We start from the raw sequence: 14,358 nt of genomic DNA, 5'->3' as shown, positions 1-14,358 counted from the left end.
CATTCTGAAAGGTTGATTAAATATGAGTAAACGATTTTTTGTTGCAACTTATGGTGTCCTGATGAACACCAAAGAGATGGAACGTCATAACCTTGGTGCTTATGCAGTCGCCAAAGGGGTTATTGAGCATTACGATTTGGAATTCCGAGGTCTACCTTCAAGCCCTTACGGTCATCCGACAATTATCGAAAAGGAAGATCAAGAGCCATCTTACCAAGTACCAGTTGTAATTTGGTCTATTCCAGAAGAGAATGAAGTCTTGCTCGACAAGATCGAGATGTTCAATATTGTACAGTACAATAAGAAGTACCTACCTGTCAAAATCGATGCCCTCTCTACAGAAGGGGTAATTGCAGGTATCCCAAGCGACTTCGTCAATGCACTCGTATACATACCAGATGGAAAAATGATTAGTAAGCAGCTATCCTTACCTGACTTTAATCTTTTATTCGCCGCTTACATGGAGCACGGTATCGAAAGCTCAATTCTCGATATCACAGCGGTCGCCGCTAAAGCTCTACACGAGGAATGGGCTTATAAGTATATGCATGAGAATTTATTGAACACTCCACTTGAAGGAGAAAATCCTGAGATAGTCAGCGGCATCCTGATAACTAAGCGGTTGTTAGAAATGAATGGAGCAAATTTTAGCCATGATGGTGGTGATGAGAATTGCAATTCGTAATGACCCAGGGTTTGAAGCGAGTTGGATCCCACGATTGGCAGCTGGCGATTTCCATCGTCGCAAGGCTGTTCGAAGATGGGGAGCACTTTATTTCATTCGAGCCAAGAGCCGGTGGGAAAACTCGGATCACTGATGGCAACGAAAATGAGCTTGCCGTAGTCGATAAGCTTTTGTTCCAAGAGGGGGTAAAGGTGTGGGCGATTTTCGGGGACGATGGTCAAAATCAGTACTTCACTTTCATGCTCCCTAATGAATATTAAGGGGTAAAAATCCTTAAAGTCCTTATATTGTTGTTTTAATTTGATTACATAACGTATAGCCAAAGAGCAGCTGTCTAAACCACGACAGCTGCTCTTTATTTTTCCCACTCTCCTGATGGTGATAGTTTTTTCCTTTACCTGCAGCTGAAAAAACAATCCAAGAGATGTAGACGCACTTTGTTTATAACTACAAATAAACAAATAAAAAATAGAGCGTTTCATCCAAGGGAGTGTGGTTTTAGTGAAAAGGATATTAAGTGATAATATTAGAAAGGCTACGATAGTCGCCACCGCTGTTGCAGTCCTCGCAGCTCCGATCATTGGGAGTAATCTGCAGGTAAACGCATCGACTGGCGAAACAACAGTAACAGGCGATACCTATGGAACCACGGTAACAGAAGGCACATACGGTCAACCTGTAGTACCAGTAATTCCAGTTATACCGGTGGCACCCAAGTTGATGATGGCACCAGTTGTTACACCACAGGAAGCAATGGATCAGTACAAAGCAGGTGAGGCTGTGGTAATTAGTGCCTTATTCCCTGATTCCAATTTAGCGGCTGTGTTTGCTAAATGGGTAACGGATAGTGGTCTTGCAGTAACGGTAGACGATACAATTACACGCGATCAGTTGAAGAGTGTTGCTCCACCAGTTAAGACTGTAGTAATCCCTTCTTTGATTGTTCCTTTCAATGCTTCGAATAGGGGTATCGAATCACTCCAAGGTATGCAAGTTTTTGATGACTACACGGGCTATCCGTATAACATGAATTTTTCAAATAACCAACTAACTAGTCTCACTGGTTTTTGTCAGATCGATGGAACAGTCAATACAGCGGAAGGCTCGAGCGTTAATATCGATTTCAGTCATAATCAGCTTGTGAATGTAGACGATTTTGGAGTTACGAATGTCGATAATATTCTTATAAGCGACAACCAAATTACTCAGATAAGCGGTTTTCTGTCACTCCAACATATCGGTAAGAAGTTAGATGCAAAAAACAATAAAATCACAAGTACAAATGGTCTGCAGAACCTTGAGCCAAACGAGCCAACTTACGGACCGATGGGAAGCTTCACATACGTCCGTACAATAGACCTCAGCAATAACAAAATCTCAGATGCTACTCCAACAAGTCATTTGACTCATGTGTCGTATCTGTATCTGAACAATAACGAGTTAAGTGGAGATTTCTCGTTCTTGAGTAATCTTTTAAACTCTAAGGTAGTTGATGTAAGTTCCAACAAAATTACAAGTAAAGTTGGATTGAATCCTGCTCTGAAATGTCCAAGTTTCCTGTTAAACAACAACTACCTGAAGTTCCCGATTACACTCCCCACAAACGTATTTGGAACCTTAACCCCTCAAAATTCGTTCCAACTTACTCAGCCAACTGTTTCTAAGTCGGTGACGGTGGAGTATCGGGAAGTTGGAACTGAAGCAAGTTTAGCTCTTCCAGATTATTACTCAAACGTTTCTGTGGGGGTAGATAAGACCTACAATCCAAAAACGTTCCCAGGGTATACGATTGTAGATGCAACTCCACAGACGATAAAGTTTGTGAGCAATTCTAGCCAACTCTTTGATATCAATAAACTAAGGGTTACTTCATCGAGCACCTTATCTACTGTCAAGGACTCCATTAGTAACTTTACATTAACTCCTGCAGATTCAAGCCTTTTGCAATTTAATGCAGGTTCACCAAGTACTTTGATTGCATTAGGTTCTGGAAATACTACGATTGATGTAAGTCAGAATGGGGTATTTCTTGGGACGTATCCTGTAACTGTAAAGGCAGCGGACGCTAACGCAAAAACAATCACATTCTACTACAACAAGGTAGCTGTTCCAAAGCACACGCTGACCGTTTCTAAAGTGGGTAACGGAACAACAACCCCTGCAGATGGCACAACGTCAACTTTTAATGAGTTAGATCCAGTAACATTGACTGCTACTCCTGCCGCGGACTCTGATTTCGTAAAATGGATGGTCAATGGAACAGATTACACGACCTCAACACTTCCGATCACAATGGATGTCGACAAGACAGCCGTAGCGCACTTTGCTAAGTCTAAAGGCACAATCATTGTAAAGTATCAAGATATTAGCAACAGTGGCGCGGATATTATTCCACCTGAAATGCAGCAGTACGATGTAGGAAACTATACCTTAAATTCTAAGGATTTTGAGGGGTATGACCTATTATCATCTCCTACCTCATCAGTAACTGTAGGGAAAAATCAAACCCAAATCGTAACTTTCCTGTATAAGAAGTCAATAACAACGGGCACAGTATTTGTTCGTTATACTGATGAATCTGATAATAATCTGGATCAACCAGAACTTAAAACATTCAATTTCGGCACGTACACGATCAATGCAAAAGACATCTCAGGTTATGAGGTAACTACACCATCGTCCGTAGAGGTAACGCTTGATCAAAACAACACCAACAAAGTCGTAATTTTCAAATATGCTCAGGTAAAAGGTCAGCTAACGGTAGATTTCATCAACCAAGATACAAATAACTCGGTAAAAGATTCAGTCACATTGAAGGATCTCCCGATGGGTGAACAATCGTACACAGCCGATGACGAAGTATCTAACTCAGAAGGGGTATTCCAGTTAGTTGGTAACAAGATCCAAAAGGCGATCCTGACAGTCGGGGAGAAGCTCAAATCGATCACTTTCTTCTATAAGAAGCAAGTAGTCGAGCCACCTATTCCAACGCCAGTACCGACACCAACGCCGACTCCTATGCCTGAGGTAAAGCCTGAACCAACACCAACGCCTGATCCTGAACCGTCACATGCTCCTACGCCAACACCTGAGCCACCAGTGGTAGTTAAACCGACTCCTGCACCACCAGTAATTGTGCCGCCAACACCGACACCTAAGCCAGTGCCAACGCCAAAGCCGCCAAAGCCACCAATTATCGTGCCAACTCCCACACCTGAACCTATTGTGGTAGACGAACCAACACCAATCCCTACGCCGCCAGTGGTTATCAAAGAAGTAAAGCCGACCCAACCTGTAAAACCTGTTGTTAAACCGACTCCTGCACCTATTATCGGAACAGTGTTCGGAGTAGTTAAAGATTCTACTGGGAAGCCAATGGCAGGAGTCCAGGTCGAATTGCACTCAAACCCACGGATAACTTACACGGATTCAGAGGGAAATTACAGCTTTGATAACGTTGAGCTTGGAAAGCACACAGTTCTTCTTAGAACAAACCCATTAACTGGTGAAAAAGACATCATCATCGACGTTGTCGTTTACAAAGATCATACCGATATGAAGTCAGCTCAAAAGGTTTCTTCCATAAAGGATCCTAAAGAAGCCGTTCAGGGGTTAGAGCTTGACGAGAAGGTTAACAAACAACGGATCGACTTCGTGATCGAGCCAATCGAGAAGTTGAAAGAAAAACCAGAAATTAAGCCAACACCGACTCCTTCTCCAAAGCCAGAAGAGCCTGAAACGCCACAGCCAGAGAAAGATACAAATTATCTTCCTTTAGCAGCAGTACCGTTTTTCATCATTATTATTGTTTTGTGGTTTAGACGTAAAAACGTATTAATCTTCGATGCAGTGAATGAAGAGGAAGAGCAAGCGGATGGAAACAAGAAGAAAGACAAGCTTATTAGAAGGCTTCGTGTTAAGCCTAAGAAGAAAACGATAGAAACCGCAGAAGGAACGGTAAAAGTTAAATACGCTGTAATTGATCTGACGGATCTTAAAAACGCCGAGATTTACAAGATCCAGTTCAAAAATCCAGACAAATTCGAGAATGTGGAAATCATCATTGAGCATGGAGACTCGGAAGTCACAATGGTGCTCCCAGAAGGTGAAGACCACATCATCTTCAAGCCAGAAGTATAAATCATCAGAAGAAGCACTTCGCCAAGCGCGAGGTGCTTTTCTTTTGTCTTTCGATAGGGTGTGGTAGAAAAAATTTTGGAGTTAGGATCCCGCGGCTGATGTTTTGACTTACCTTGATTCATTTAAAGAGTGATTTTTACATCCTTTCGTGACATTCTGAAAAATCATTCTAAGGTAATTATTATTTAGCAAATGGTGTAAGAGAAACTCTATAACTATATGGAGGGAGTGTGACGATAATGAGTGCTACAGCAAAGCAATTAACTGATGTGAGTGATGAAGATGATTTTTCTTTTGATGTTTTTGGTTCCGATGGTGAACAAGTAAATCTCGGAATTGGCAAAACTGTGTCTGATAAATTGTCCTTTGAAGCACCACCAAGGAAAGTCGAGCAGCCATCGCCAAACCCAGAGGAGTCAGCCAACACAACTACTCAACCAGAAGAGGTCGAAGCTGAACCAGTAATTACCGAAGCTAGCCCAATACCTGAACCAAGTGTAGAGCCGGCAGCACATGAGGATACAGCTCCCGAGGATGATGCTCAATTGCCCGTTTCTCAAACTACAAGCAAATTTAATATTTTTGATATTGAATCTACTCCCGAAGGGCTTCCAGAAGATCAAGAGATCAATCTTCATGACAGTACCAAGCATTATCATGAGCGACTTAATGAACTTATGACGGATCTCCCAACTATATCTTCACACCTAGAAATACATGAAGAATCGAAAAGTTCTTCCCTTATCGATGTTGATGTTTCCGAAGATGTTGTTACAGATGATTTACCCTTGTTCGAAAACCTAGACGATCTGCAGCAAAAGTATATAGAGGCAACTACTCCAGTTAAAGTTGTAGAGAAGGCAACTGTCTCAGATAAAAAAGATAACGGGCTGAGGTGGACGGTTGAGAACTTCATTTTAAATCCAATCAGCAATATATTCGGAAAACTCCATCGTGGGGTTCGTGACCTTATTGAGAATACTTTGAAGGTATGTTTATGGACATTAGTAACTTTTATAATTATTTTTATAACAAATGTTATATGGATTGCATGGAGAAACCACCCTACAGGGAATGCATTTACATTACCTGAACTACTGAACGCCTACGATATTGTAAAGGGTGGGGTGGTAAATGCTTATCCTGACGTAAAGAGCGGAATTATTCGGATTTATCACGATATACAAGAATCAATATTTCAATGAAGGGAGTATTACCCAACATGAATTTCCTTGCAAGGTAATCTTACAGCAGCGACTTAATCAGGTCGCTTTTTCTTTTGCCATCACAACGATAATAAATTCTGGACTTATCGGAACGGTTCTTGAGTATCGAGTCCTGGCTTCAACTTTGATCCATGATTTTTCAGCACCTTTCATGAAACTAAGAGCGAATTCAAGAAAGGTAGGGGCATCAATTTTATTATTAGAAGAGGGATTCTACCCACTAAACCATTAATCCCGATTGAAAGGGTGTTCGATATGAAACTTATGAAAGACCTCGATAATCTTCAGGCTTTAGTTGTCCATCAACGTGATGCACTTGTGGATCTGGAGGCAAAAACAAATTTTCATCATGATCGCCCTGATCTCTCAAAAGAGAAGAAACTTGTATCCGCGAAGAATAGTGCCATAGCTCGAGTCAATAATTTCGTAGCGTCTTATACGGCATATGAATACCCAGAGTACTTAAAATACTATCTGGGGTATGTGTCTGGAAAGTTTGGCGTAGCCGCAGCAAATCTTGGTATATCAGAAGATGAATTACAGCAGATACTCGATGATTTGAACGCAAAGTTATTAAATGTCGTAGGCGAAGCTATTGTAGAGAACATCGCCAGAGCCAATACGGTCGGTGAGGTTCAACTTGCAATAAGACGTTTAAACAATTTAGGATTCTAAACCTAATCCCATTTCCCGCTGTTGTTTACGTCAAAAACATCGTAAACAATGCTAAAACTGTAGATGAGATTAACTCAGAAGTCCATCAATTTAATGAAAGGTTCGCTGACTATTTCAAAACGGAGGTTTTAGCTCATGATTAACACTTTCTTCCTATTCTTCATTGCTTGGTCATTACTGTTCAATGATGGTCATGAGGTGGCGACCGCCTATAACGCCACCATCAAACCAGTGAATTACACTTGGATAAAAATAATCGGTGGTTCTGCACCGGCAGACAATATCCTACCGACTTGGAATAGCCGTGGTGTTTGCGCATGCGGAGACCCTCGAAATGATGTTCCATCATTTCGTCCCTCTAAGTCTTAATAACATCTAGTTTGATTTTCTTATTTAACAAATGGTTCATGTTGTAATTTTACATGTAATTGGAGGTGATGTTTATGTGGAAGGTAAGGAACCTTAAGCCCTCATCGATATTTCTGCTCTTAACAGGGGGATGCCTGGGCGCAGCTCTCTATTGTGCTTTTGAGATAGGAGGGAGTTATCATAGCACTCAAGTAACCAAGGGGATCCTAAGCGAAGTCCGATCAGCCGCTGTATCCCTGATATCAGAACCGGTAGCTTCAGCAGCTCTGTCCGATTCGCTCGATGGGGGTTCTGTTCCTGCAGCACGTACTTCGCCTTCACCGTTCCTCAAGGTAAACTTCTCTGATCTGAAAAAGCGTAACAGTGACATCGTCGCTTGGCTTAAGGTCGGCTCGGTAAACATCGACATGCCTATCGTCCAAACTACCAACAATGTATTTTATCTTGATCACGACCTCGATAAGCAGCCCAACGTCCTTGGTTGGGTTTTCGCTGACGTTCGTTCAAACATGGAGCACCTCGACTTCAACACCGTCCTGTATGGTCATAATATGCTCAACGGTCAAATGTTTGGCTCCTTAAAGGGGTTGCTCGAGACGACCGAAGAAGAGATGCCCGAAGCCTCGTTAATCCAATTCACGACCCCGACCCGACAAATGCTTTTCCAGATCGCTTCCGTCTACGTAACCGACGAGACCGATCTGCTCTACACCAAGCAAGTATTCGCCACTGATGCGGATCGGCAGCAGTTCATTGACCGCTTAATTGAACGGAACGAGGTAAAGTTATTCAATAGAAACGATCTTTCGACCTTCGATAAGTTTCTAACCTTTTCGACCTGTTACGGTTTAGCAGGAACAACGAAAAGGTTAGTCGTTGTAGCAAAAGAGGTAGCTCTTAATGACTAGTCGGGGTATCTATCCTAAAATAAGTTTATTTTGCATTTTTTCCGCAAAATCGTATATATTTATTGACTATTGGTGATCCTAAAGCATATATTGTAAGTATGATTTTGCTAAAATATCGCAAAATGGAGGTGTTTCAATGCTCCTTGAATTTAGAACAAAAAACTTTAAATCCTTTAAAGATGAGTTAGTTTTTTCAATGACTCCTGCTCCTAAACAAAAGGGTCTGGATTACAGTATCCTTAAAGAAAAGATCGGAACTAAGGTTCATAAGGGCTTAAGCTCTGCAGTTATCTACGGACCAAACGCATCAGGTAAGACCAACATCATTCAAGCAATGGATGTTCTAAAGCAAATCGTTTTAAGAGGACATATACGGAACGTCGATCCCAAGTCCCCGATAAATCCTGCGTCAACTCATTTAGAGTACATTCCTAATAAAGACAACATCAATAAAGTTCCAGTAGACTTCGGTATTAAGTTCGTTGACAGTGAGTATTTGATCGAATATAAACTTTCATTGGATCTTGGACGATTTCTGGATGATGAGTATAAGCGCAACGTCTTATCAGAAATTCTATATGTAGATGAAAAAGTAATTTTCTCCAGAGATACTAATGGCGTAGAGTTTCCTAATCCATCCGAATTCATTAAGAAGTTCATAGAGGGGTTAGAAAGAGACGAGGCTCGACTTGCCCTTAAACTTGCACAGAAAAACCTGAATAGGGAAGAGCTGTTCCTGATGAACGGCTTTAAAAACTTGTTCAGTTCATCGTTGGTTTACATTATAAGTGACTGGTTCGATGATAAGTTCAAGGTTTACTGCCGAGCGGACTCCTTGCAAGTGAGACCATCTTTGAACTCCAAACTAGCTACTCGTCATCTTAGTGATGTTGTTAATCAAGCAGCTCGTATCTTTGGGGTCAATTCAAACGCCTTGGGGTATGTGAAGAGCGATGATGATTCGGAACATAAACTGGTTTCACTAGTTGGTGGTGGTGAAGGAGACCGAAACCGACATATTCAAGCAGAAGACTTCGAGTCTTTTGGAACGATCCGTTTCGTCAACATGTTTCCAATAGTTCGGAATGCTCTTTTTAATGGTGGCACCTTGATAGTAGATGAATTCGACGCATCCATCCATCCAATAGCATTAATGTCCCTTGTGAATGTCTTTCATAGCGATGATATGAACAAGAAAAACGCTCAGCTAATCTTCAACACCCACAATCCAATATTCTTAAACTCCAACCTGTTCAGACGCGACGAGATCAAATTTGTAGAGCGTGATGAAGAAACCTTCTGCAGCAACCATTATTCACTTTCCGACTTCGGCACTTCCGGTAAGGAAGGGGTAAGGAACGGCGGCGACTACATGAAGAACTATTTCGTCAACCAGTACGGGGCAATCAAAGACATCGATTTCACCTCTGTGTTTGAAAACCTATGGGGAAGCGGAGGTGAACAGGTTAAAGATGCCACCGAGCAGGAAGAGTAATAAACAATATTATTTCACAGTAGAGGGCGAAACAGAAAAGTGGTATCTCGATTGGCTTCAAGATATGATCAACGCTGATCCCGCGGCTACATCTAAGGTATCGATAAGAAGTAAGGTAGAGAAGAACCCGTTAAAATTTGCGAAAGGTATTCCAATCATCGATAAGGTCGAAATCACTCATTGGTTTGACTACGAAAGTCACGATCATATCGAGGGGTTCCATGAGGTCTTGGATCTGTTAAAACTGGCTAACAACATTAGAGGTAAGCAAATAAAGTACCTGTTGGGGTATAGCAACCTGACCTTCGAGCTCTGGATGGCTTTGCATAAGGGCGACTATAATGCCCATATCGAACATCGATCCCGTTATCTTCGCATCATTAACAGCGCCTTCAGAGAGAATTTCACCGAACTTAAAACTTACAAGCATGAGGATAATTTTAAGCGATTGCTTCGACAACTAACACTCGGTGATGTAAAGACAGCTATAAGTAGAGCCAAGAACATCATGCAGCGTCACGAAGCTAATGGTTTACGCCCTCTCGAGTACAAAGGGTTCAAGTATTATCGTGACAACCCTTCACTAACTATCCACGAATCGGTAGAGAAGATATTGAAGGATTGCGGACTTCTATAAAATCATACTTATTCAAGAAGGCGACCTAAGCAGGTCGCCTTTCGTTCGTCTTGGGGATCTGCAGAAGTTACTAAAACCTTAACCTAAGGAATGCATGACGGTAATTTGTTTTAGTCCCTATTGGCGTCCCTATTGGCTTAGCGGTAAAATTCTCACCATCAAGCCCGACAAATCGATTAATTCATCTGGGAAAAGTGGTTACTTACTCTAAAATCGACATGGTCAATAATTGCAGGAAAATAGCATGAAATGTCGAAAGTATTTACTAAATAGTGGAATGTTGTTCATTCCACAGTGATGGTATCAAATTAAATAAATCAAGATAGAGAAGCACTCTCAACATTGGAAAAGCAAATTTCGATAAACAAGATTTTATACTCCATTGGAAACTAAGGATAGCCATGCCAGACACAAACATGTTTCCTTGCGACTAGCCACTGAGGTGAATCTCACTCATGATCAAATTGTATAAGCACTTGGTAGTTCTATTGAAAAGTCACGTGTTAACGGTAAGTTGTACAATGATTTAGATAGGCATCTTTCTTGGAATTCTGTAAGTTTAGATCATAAGGGCTTTTTGGTGGAAAAGGTAGAAGATTCTAAAAGTCGTAATGGCTGAGTACGAAGATCATGCAAGACGTGTGAACGTGAAGAACACGCTAAGTCCGTAGATAAAAAGATGCGTTATCATTGAGAAGGAAATGTAACTCTAACTTGTCTGGAGGTCGATCTGTATGTTTGGTTTGTTTAATAAAGTTGAGTACCCTACCATTTTTACTCGGATAGTACTCGAGGCTAAGCAAGAACAAAGTGATAATTTTGTTTTTGACAGTATCCAAAGTCTTTTGGAGCTAAGATGTGGGAGTAGCAGGGTTTTTAATGGCACCTCAACCTTTAGTCAAAACGGTATGAATTTTTACTATGTCAACCTACATGATTTGTACATCACTTTTGATAAGTACAATTTCATACTACATCTATGCGGAAGTAAGAGGGATAAAAGGCTACATATAGCTAAAGATTCAACTCGCACTCATGAGCAGATGGTTGAGGCACTTAAAGATGTTAAGTTCAATATCTACCCTAGTCGAAGGGAGAGAAATGTTCTAGACGCTGAGTTGCATTGGGAGTATCTAGCTTTTTCGGGTGCTAACCTCGCCCACAGGGGTAAAATCAGCTCACTTTTAGTTAAGATTTTAAACAATCTTTTTGATGAGTTTAAAGTGTATTACCAAAAACAACAAAAAGCGATCAAGTTGGATAAGAAAAAATCCGCTAAGACTATGCAGGATATTGAAAAGGATCTAAAACTTTAGGAGGTTATTAATATGTTACCAGAAAAGTTCAGTTCGTCGCTTCTATGGGTCTAATGATTCAAAGGTTTGTTGTGCGCATATTAGATTGCCCTTGAGACCCACATCTGCCGCGTTATTTAAGATCCTTTTGATCGCACACAAGTCCTAATAAAGAGCTCGTTTGGGGTATCGCTTCTCAGATCCCTGAACGAGTTTCTTCTATTATATAGGGTTTTCGATGATCAACCCTAAGCCCTCAATCGTGTTTCTTCTAGTATAAGGGGTTCGCTAACCGGCTAAGCTGTAGCTGTTCAAACGTGTTCCTTTTATTATATAGAAGGAACGCATCAAAGTAACCTAGTCCTAGCTTAACCCTTTAGAAGAACACATTCGACATGTCATTCGCTTTCAGCAGCTGGCGGTGCATCCTTTCTATATAGGTAGTAGTTAAAACCTTAGTGTAGAGGAGACTGATTAGAATGAGTGTAGCGCAAATGGATGCCTGTAGGGTCAAATTAGTGAAGGGTGAACCGTATGAAAAAGGTCAGGTAATTAGTCTTAAGTACCAAGACTCAACTTGGGCTATTATCTTCAAGTCGAAAATGGTTGGTGTCGGACTGGTTACGAATGACTCGTATGTTGCTGTTGTAAAAGGTGATGTATATCATCCCAATGTAATTTCCTTAAAGCAGTTCAAGGTTTTGCGGATCTCCGAAATTGAATTAAAGAAGGTGTTAAGCGATCCGTCCTTCGCAAGCGACTATGAAAAGATCCTCGACGACCTATCGTCGACTAAAGGATTATACCCTGAACCGTATGCCAGTTATCTCAACTTCTTTTCGGTGGAAGTAAAAAGTCCTTTCACCTCAGGGGTTCTTCGTATTGTTACCGATGTAGCGTCCAAGTACGGGAAGCCAGGATTTTATGTGTGTTTTGATGCAGCATCGAAAAACGTAGTCAGTATCATCGTGGTATCGCCAACCGCCGAGTCAACCATCATCGCTCCTGATGGATTCGTTAACGAAGGTCTTTTCGATTCTGTTACTGTCTAGGGAGGGGTTAACTATGAGTCACCTATATTCAAGTACGTATTCGTTTCATCCACATGCAACTACGTACTCTGTCTTTTTCAATGGTTGGATGATGCCAATGTTCTTGGCGTTCGGTGCGATTGTTCTAATTCTCTGGTTATGTTCGATCTGGTCGATATTAAAGTAATAAGTGATTCACCCACCTCACCATACTGGTGAGGTTTTCTTATTTAAACGTGTTTCTTCTATATAATAGAAGGATCGCATCAAAGTATCCGAGTCCTGGCTTGCTGCCGCTAACCACACAGAAGAACACATATTGGAAATTATTTTCGCTCAGGGGTTCAATAATCCTCAGAATCAAGGTATCATTACTCTTAAGTTATGACCTACCAAATTCTGCCCGATTTTCGGACGGTAGAATGCGGCTTCACTCGGTATCAAAACTTAGGATCATAATCAAGCCGTAAAAACGGGGGATGGTGTCTTTAAATATGGCAAAGTATGGATATGTTCGTGTATCGACGGTCGGTCAGTCCAAGCATGGTAATTCTTTGGAAAACCAGATCAACTTACTTTCTGTCGAAGGGGTCGACAGGGATCTTGTCTTTTCGGACACGTTTACGGGAACCAAAATGAATCGCCCTGAATTTTCAAAGCTCTGTAAGCTATTGAAGGAAGGCGACACGTTGGTTGTAACGAAACTGGATCGTTTCGCTCGTTCGATGATCGAAGGCGCACAAATCGTAAACGACTTAATCAATCGGGGTGTCAGGGTTCATATCCTGAATGTTGGTATTTTAGATAACACACCGACTTCAAAATTGATCCGCAATATTTTCTTTGCATTTGCTGAGTTCGAACGTGATATGATCGTTGAGCGCACTGGGGAGGGAAAAGAAATCGCAAAGCAGAAGGAAGGTTTCCGTGAGGGTCGCCCTCCGAAGTTCACCAAAGTGCAGCGTGATCATGCGATCAGTTTGCTCCAGACCCATACCATTAAACAAGTGTCAGCCTTAACTCGTATTAGTGAAGCAACAATTAAACGCGAGCTCCGAAAGCGGAAACAGATCGAGGATGGGGTGACAGTAAAATGTTAGAAATGATCCGAGTATATTCTCCTGACAACACAAACTTTATATCCGATGTTTCGATTTTACTTCACTCCATTAAATATCAGGGAAGTGTTCCAGAGGACGTTACTGAGGATTGTATCTATGGAGAAGCGCAATTCGAGTCGTTAACTCGGGAAGAGCAAGAGCGTTTAGGGTGCTTTGCGGTGTATGTTGCGATATCTTTTCAAAGAAGGGGAGAAGCCCCACCTGCGTGGTCAATGAGCAAGCGGATCTTCCTCGATCCACCATTCATACATAAGCATTGCGATCAGGATGATCTGACCGATGCGCATCAGCCATCACTCGATCATAATGTATTTCTTCCTATTGTGGGGTTCGATGTCATATAGTTGGCTTGTTCAAGGTGCTGAGAAAATCAGCACCTTTTTCTGTTGGGACTGCTGTTGGACGAATGTATCTGATTTATTTGCTTTTCTACTATATACTCGTCTAACCGCTGGCTCATCTCGATCACGGATGGATCGGTGAAACTTCCCTTCATTTCGAACATCTTCGTCATTTTGTTTCTGAGGAGTTCGATTCTTTCATCAAGATCCATCGTGGTGCATCCCCTTGAACTGGTTCTAAAACCCTTGATTATTTTACCCTAATTATCCCAGTAATTTGTTAGGAAAATTCCTTGTTTATGTTTTAAAAATACAATATTTATGAAGTTGGAAGGTGCTGAGAAAATCAGCACCTTTTTCTGTTAAGACGGATATTTATACTGGCGGTCACAGCTCCAACTAGAAATAGTGGGGCATAGGGGGCAGAGCTCAGAC

General features: G+C 41.5%; 15 protein-coding genes. 14 read left to right on the top strand and 1 reads right to left on the bottom strand.

Annotated features, from left to right (window positions below; all coding sequences use genetic code 11):
* Window positions 1–22 precede the first annotated feature (22 nt).
* The 14 genes from AC58PV_RS24440 (at window position 23) to AC58PV_RS24375 (ending at window position 13,926) form a co-directional block, all read left to right on the top strand.
* Window positions 23–685, top strand: a complete 663-nt coding sequence (locus tag AC58PV_RS24440; protein ID WP_497435155.1) for a gamma-glutamylcyclotransferase family protein — start codon at window positions 23–25, stop codon at window positions 683–685.
* A complete protein-coding gene (locus AC58PV_RS24435) occupies window positions 673–945 on the top strand; it encodes a hypothetical protein (protein ID WP_497435154.1) in 273 nt (90 codons plus the stop codon). The genes AC58PV_RS24440 and AC58PV_RS24435 overlap by 13 nt, the downstream gene beginning before the upstream one ends.
* A 241-nt stretch (window positions 946–1,186) precedes the next feature.
* Window positions 1,187–4,825 carry a carboxypeptidase regulatory-like domain-containing protein gene (locus tag AC58PV_RS24430; protein WP_497435153.1) on the top strand — a complete coding sequence of 1,213 codons (3,639 nt, stop codon included), beginning with the start codon at window positions 1,187–1,189 and terminating at the stop codon, window positions 4,823–4,825.
* A 239-nt stretch (window positions 4,826–5,064) separates the two neighbouring features.
* Entirely contained in the window at window positions 5,065–6,030 is a 966-nt protein-coding gene (locus AC58PV_RS24425) for a hypothetical protein (protein WP_497435152.1), read from the top strand.
* Window positions 6,031–6,306: 276 nt separating this feature from the next.
* On the top strand, window positions 6,307–6,726 hold the full coding sequence (locus tag AC58PV_RS24420) for a hypothetical protein (RefSeq protein WP_497435150.1): 420 nt from the start codon (window positions 6,307–6,309) through the stop codon (window positions 6,724–6,726).
* A gap of 135 nt (window positions 6,727–6,861) precedes the next feature.
* The gene (locus tag AC58PV_RS24415; protein WP_497435149.1) at window positions 6,862–7,095 is read left to right on the top strand and encodes a hypothetical protein; all 234 of its coding nucleotides are present in this window, start codon (window positions 6,862–6,864) and stop codon (window positions 7,093–7,095) included.
* A gap of 74 nt (window positions 7,096–7,169) precedes the next feature.
* Complete coding sequence (locus AC58PV_RS24410; protein WP_497435148.1) at window positions 7,170–8,003, top strand: class B sortase; 834 nt, start codon at window positions 7,170–7,172, stop codon at window positions 8,001–8,003.
* A 136-nt stretch (window positions 8,004–8,139) separates the two neighbouring features.
* Entirely contained in the window at window positions 8,140–9,498 is a 1,359-nt protein-coding gene (locus AC58PV_RS24405) for an AAA family ATPase (RefSeq protein WP_497435147.1), read from the top strand.
* Window positions 9,476–10,135, top strand: a complete 660-nt coding sequence (locus AC58PV_RS24400; RefSeq protein WP_497435145.1) for an RloB family protein — start codon at window positions 9,476–9,478, stop codon at window positions 10,133–10,135. The genes AC58PV_RS24405 and AC58PV_RS24400 overlap by 23 nt, the downstream gene beginning before the upstream one ends.
* Window positions 10,136–10,869: 734 nt before the next feature.
* Entirely contained in the window at window positions 10,870–11,451 is a 582-nt protein-coding gene (locus AC58PV_RS24395; protein ID WP_497435144.1) for a hypothetical protein, read from the top strand.
* A 458-nt stretch (window positions 11,452–11,909) separates the two neighbouring features.
* A complete protein-coding gene (locus AC58PV_RS24390) occupies window positions 11,910–12,482 on the top strand; it encodes a hypothetical protein (RefSeq protein WP_497435143.1) in 573 nt (190 codons plus the stop codon).
* Window positions 12,483–12,495: 13 nt separating this feature from the next.
* Window positions 12,496–12,648, top strand: a complete 153-nt coding sequence (locus AC58PV_RS24385) for a hypothetical protein (RefSeq protein WP_497435142.1) — start codon at window positions 12,496–12,498, stop codon at window positions 12,646–12,648.
* A 307-nt stretch (window positions 12,649–12,955) separates the two neighbouring features.
* Window positions 12,956–13,561 (top strand): recombinase family protein, encoded by a 606-nt coding sequence (locus tag AC58PV_RS24380; RefSeq protein ID WP_497435140.1) that lies wholly within the window; start codon window positions 12,956–12,958, stop codon window positions 13,559–13,561.
* Entirely contained in the window at window positions 13,555–13,926 is a 372-nt protein-coding gene (locus AC58PV_RS24375; protein WP_497435139.1) for a hypothetical protein, read from the top strand. Before AC58PV_RS24380 ends, AC58PV_RS24375 begins: the two co-directional genes overlap by 7 nt.
* 26 nt (window positions 13,927–13,952) lie before the next feature.
* On the opposite strand, the gene AC58PV_RS24370 is transcribed toward AC58PV_RS24375, so the two are convergent.
* The gene (locus AC58PV_RS24370; protein WP_497435138.1) at window positions 13,953–14,135 is read right to left on the bottom strand and encodes an aspartyl-phosphate phosphatase Spo0E family protein; all 183 of its coding nucleotides are present in this window, start codon (window positions 14,133–14,135) and stop codon (window positions 13,953–13,955) included.
* Window positions 14,136–14,358: the final 223 nt, after the last annotated feature.

This window comes from Paenibacillus sp. J22FR83, assembly GCF_059691955.1.
The sequence above is the reverse complement of the archived record's forward strand: the minus strand, read 5'-3'. Positions and strand labels throughout refer to the sequence as shown.